This window comes from Rahnella inusitata, assembly GCF_003263515.1.
GTDB lineage: Bacteria > Pseudomonadota > Gammaproteobacteria > Enterobacterales > Enterobacteriaceae > Rahnella > Rahnella inusitata.
In genome coordinates this window covers 1-2,938 of record NZ_JYDE01000053.1, presented here as the reverse complement: position 1 = coordinate 2,938, position 2,938 = coordinate 1, and the positions used below count along the sequence as shown (strand labels likewise).

Here is a 2,938-nt window from a genome sequence, read left to right as displayed (position 1 = left end):
ACCAACTGAGCTAATCGCCCCCGTCGTGATGGAGTCGCATTATAGGGATACTTGAAATTACGTCAACGCTTTTTAAAAACAAAAATGATCGTTCGGCTTATTTTTAGACAACATGACGTGTTTCTCGCCCGCGTAGTCGATTCTTTACGCATTCATGGTCTTAAACCGGTCGCCTTACCCTGTATCGGCGTTGAGGATTCAGGGCAGAGTGGTAGAATGTCAGCCACTTTTTGTTAATTGATAGCAGCGTTTCGTAGCGTTGCATGATTAAGGTTGCACCCGGATGAAAATCAAAACCCGTTTTGCCCCAAGCCCGACCGGCTATCTGCACGTCGGTGGCGCCCGTACCGCACTCTATTCCTGGCTCTTTGCCCGCAACCTTGGCGGTGAGTTCGTGCTGCGTATCGAAGACACCGATCTCGAACGTTCCACTCAGGAAGCGATCGACGCGATTATGGATGGCATGAACTGGCTGAATCTGGACTGGGATGAAGGCCCGTATTTCCAGACCAAACGTTTTGATCGCTATAACGGCGTGATCGACGAAATGTTGGAAAACGGTACCGCGTATAAATGCTACTGCTCTAAAGAACGTCTGGAAGAGCTGCGTGAGCATCAGATGGCGAATAACGAAAAGCCTCGTTATGACGGCCGCTGCCGCGACAGCCACGAACATCACGCCGCTGATGAGCCGTGCGTAGTACGTTTTCGCAACCCGCAGGAAGGCTCAGTTATCTTTGATGACCAGATCCGTGGGCCGATTGAATTTAGCAACGACGAGCTGGATGATCTGATCATCCGTCGTACCGACGGTTCTCCTACTTATAATTTCTGCGTCGTGGTCGATGACTGGGATATGGAAATTACCCACGTTATCCGTGGCGAAGACCATATCAACAACACCCCACGTCAGATCAACATCCTGAAAGCGCTGGGCGCACCGGTACCGGTTTACGCGCACGTTTCCATGATTCTGGGTGACGATGGCAAAAAACTGTCCAAGCGTCATGGTGCGGTCGGCGTGATGCAGTACCGCGATGATGGTTATCTGCCGGAAGCGCTGCTGAACTATCTGGTGCGTCTGGGCTGGTCTCATGGCGATCAGGAAATCTTCAGCCGTGACGAAATGAAAGCGCTGTTCGCACTGGAAAACGTCAGCAAGTCTGCCAGTGCGTTTAACACTGAAAAACTGCAATGGCTGAACCATCACTACATTAACTCGATGGATCCGCAATATGTCGCGACGCACCTGCTGTGGCACGTAGAGCAGGCCGGTATCGAAACCCGCAACGGCCCGCAGCTGTTTGAAATCGTGACCCTGCTGGGCGAACGTTGCAAGACGCTGAAAGAAATGGCGGAATCCTGCCGTTACTTCTACGAAGATTTTGCAGAGTTTGATGCCGATGCGGCGAAGAAACACCTGCGTCCGGTTGCCCGTCAGCCGCTGGAAGTGGTTCGTGCCAAACTGGCAGCTATCACTGACTGGACGGCTGAAAACATTCACCAAGCCATTCAGGGCACGGCGGATGAGCTGGAAGTGGGGATGGGTAAAGTCGGTATGCCGCTGCGCGTAGCCGTCACTGGCGCGGGTCAGTCTCCTGGTGTGGACGTCACCGTTCACGCTATCGGGCAGAGCCGTGTGCTGGCGCGTATCGATATGGCGCTGGCCTTTATTGCTGAGCGTGAAACGCAACAGCAGTAATTCCATCGTGCAGATGTAAAAAAAGCCAGCCGGTTTCCCGCGCTGGCTTTTTTATTACGTTAAAGAGTGAAGATTAACGTTGTTCGGTCGCAGGCGCGGCCACCGTAGGGCGGTAAGCCAGGAAGTACATCAGACCGACGAAGCCCGCACCGCCGACGGCGTTACCGAGGAATACGGCGACGAAGTTCGGGAAGTATTGAGACCAGCTTAGCGCACCGGCAAAAATGGCAGCCGGAATGATGAACATATTCGCCACCACGTGCTGGAAGCCAATCGCCACGAACGCCATGACCGGGAACCACATTCCGATCACTTTGCCGCCCATCTCTTTACTGGCGAAAGCCAGCCAGATAGCCAGACACACCAGCCAGTTACAGCCGATGCCAGAAATGAACGCGTGCATGAAGTCAGCGTTAACTTTCGCGGTCGCAGTGGCCACCGTTTTGCTCAGGAATGCGCCTTCGGTCAGCCCTAACACATGGCCGAAGAAATACGCCACGGCCAGGCTGCCCAGCAGGTTAGCCAGTGTGACCCAGAACCAGTTACGCAGCACGGCGAACAGGCTTATCTGACGGGCGAACCAGGCAATCGGTAAGGTCATCATATTCCCGGTTAGCAGTTCTCCCCCTGCTAAAACGGTCAGAATGATGCCGACCGGGAATACGGCTGCGCCCAGCAGGTTACTGAAAGAGCCCCAGGATGCAGGTAACGTCCCTATTACATGCAGATCCAACAGGAAACCGGTGGCGATGAATGCGCCCGCCAGGAAACCCAAAATTAACAAATTCAACACGGAAGAATGGCTTTTATTAACGCCCGCCGTGACAGCGATGGATGCGATTTCTTTAGGTGAATACAAGGACATGAGATTGCTCGAAGTAATGGATTATGATTATTGCGCGAGCAGTCTATTCTGAGATTTCTCTCAAAACAAGGCGATTTTAATAGTCTGCTAACATTTCATTAATCATTAAATCCTGCTTGTTAAAGAAATGTGTAGGCTGATCAGAAAGCTAGTCACAGTGCGGGCTGCCGGGGCGATTGCAAAACAAAGTATCCTGCTGAATATTTGCTTCAGGGCAGAGGGTTTTTTCCAGCAAAATGGGGTATTTGGCGGCTTTTTCAGCGCTTGGTTGCAGAAACGGATTTAGCCGTTGACAGGGTAGACACGGTTTCATATCATGCGCCCCGTTCACCGGTTTTTACTGGTTTGAATTGGGGGTATAGCTCAGCTGG

General features: G+C 52.3%; 2 protein-coding genes. One reads left to right on the top strand and one right to left on the bottom strand.

Annotation, left to right across the window (positions count from 1 at the left end; translation table 11 throughout):
- Positions 1-283: 283 nt before the first annotated feature.
- Positions 284-1,702, top strand: a complete 1,419-nt coding sequence (gltX, locus tag TU92_RS22135; RefSeq protein WP_112169555.1) for a glutamate--tRNA ligase — start codon at positions 284-286, stop codon at positions 1,700-1,702.
- Between the two features lie 73 nt (positions 1,703-1,775).
- Here gltX and TU92_RS22130 read toward each other — a convergent pair whose 3' ends face one another.
- Positions 1,776-2,567 carry a formate/nitrite transporter family protein gene (locus tag TU92_RS22130; RefSeq protein WP_112169553.1) on the bottom strand — a complete coding sequence of 264 codons (792 nt, stop codon included), beginning with the start codon at positions 2,565-2,567 and terminating at the stop codon, positions 1,776-1,778.
- Positions 2,568-2,938 lie beyond the last annotated feature (371 nt).

What these genes read in the sequence shown, in the direction of transcription:
- gltX (WP_112169555.1), top strand. Translation starts at nt 284, where the DNA reads ATGAAAATCAAAACCCGTTTTGCCCCAAGCCCGACCGGCTATCTGCAC.
- TU92_RS22130 (WP_112169553.1), bottom strand. Translation starts at nt 2,567, where the DNA reads ATGTCCTTGTATTCACCTAAAGAAATCGCATCCATCGCTGTCACGGCG.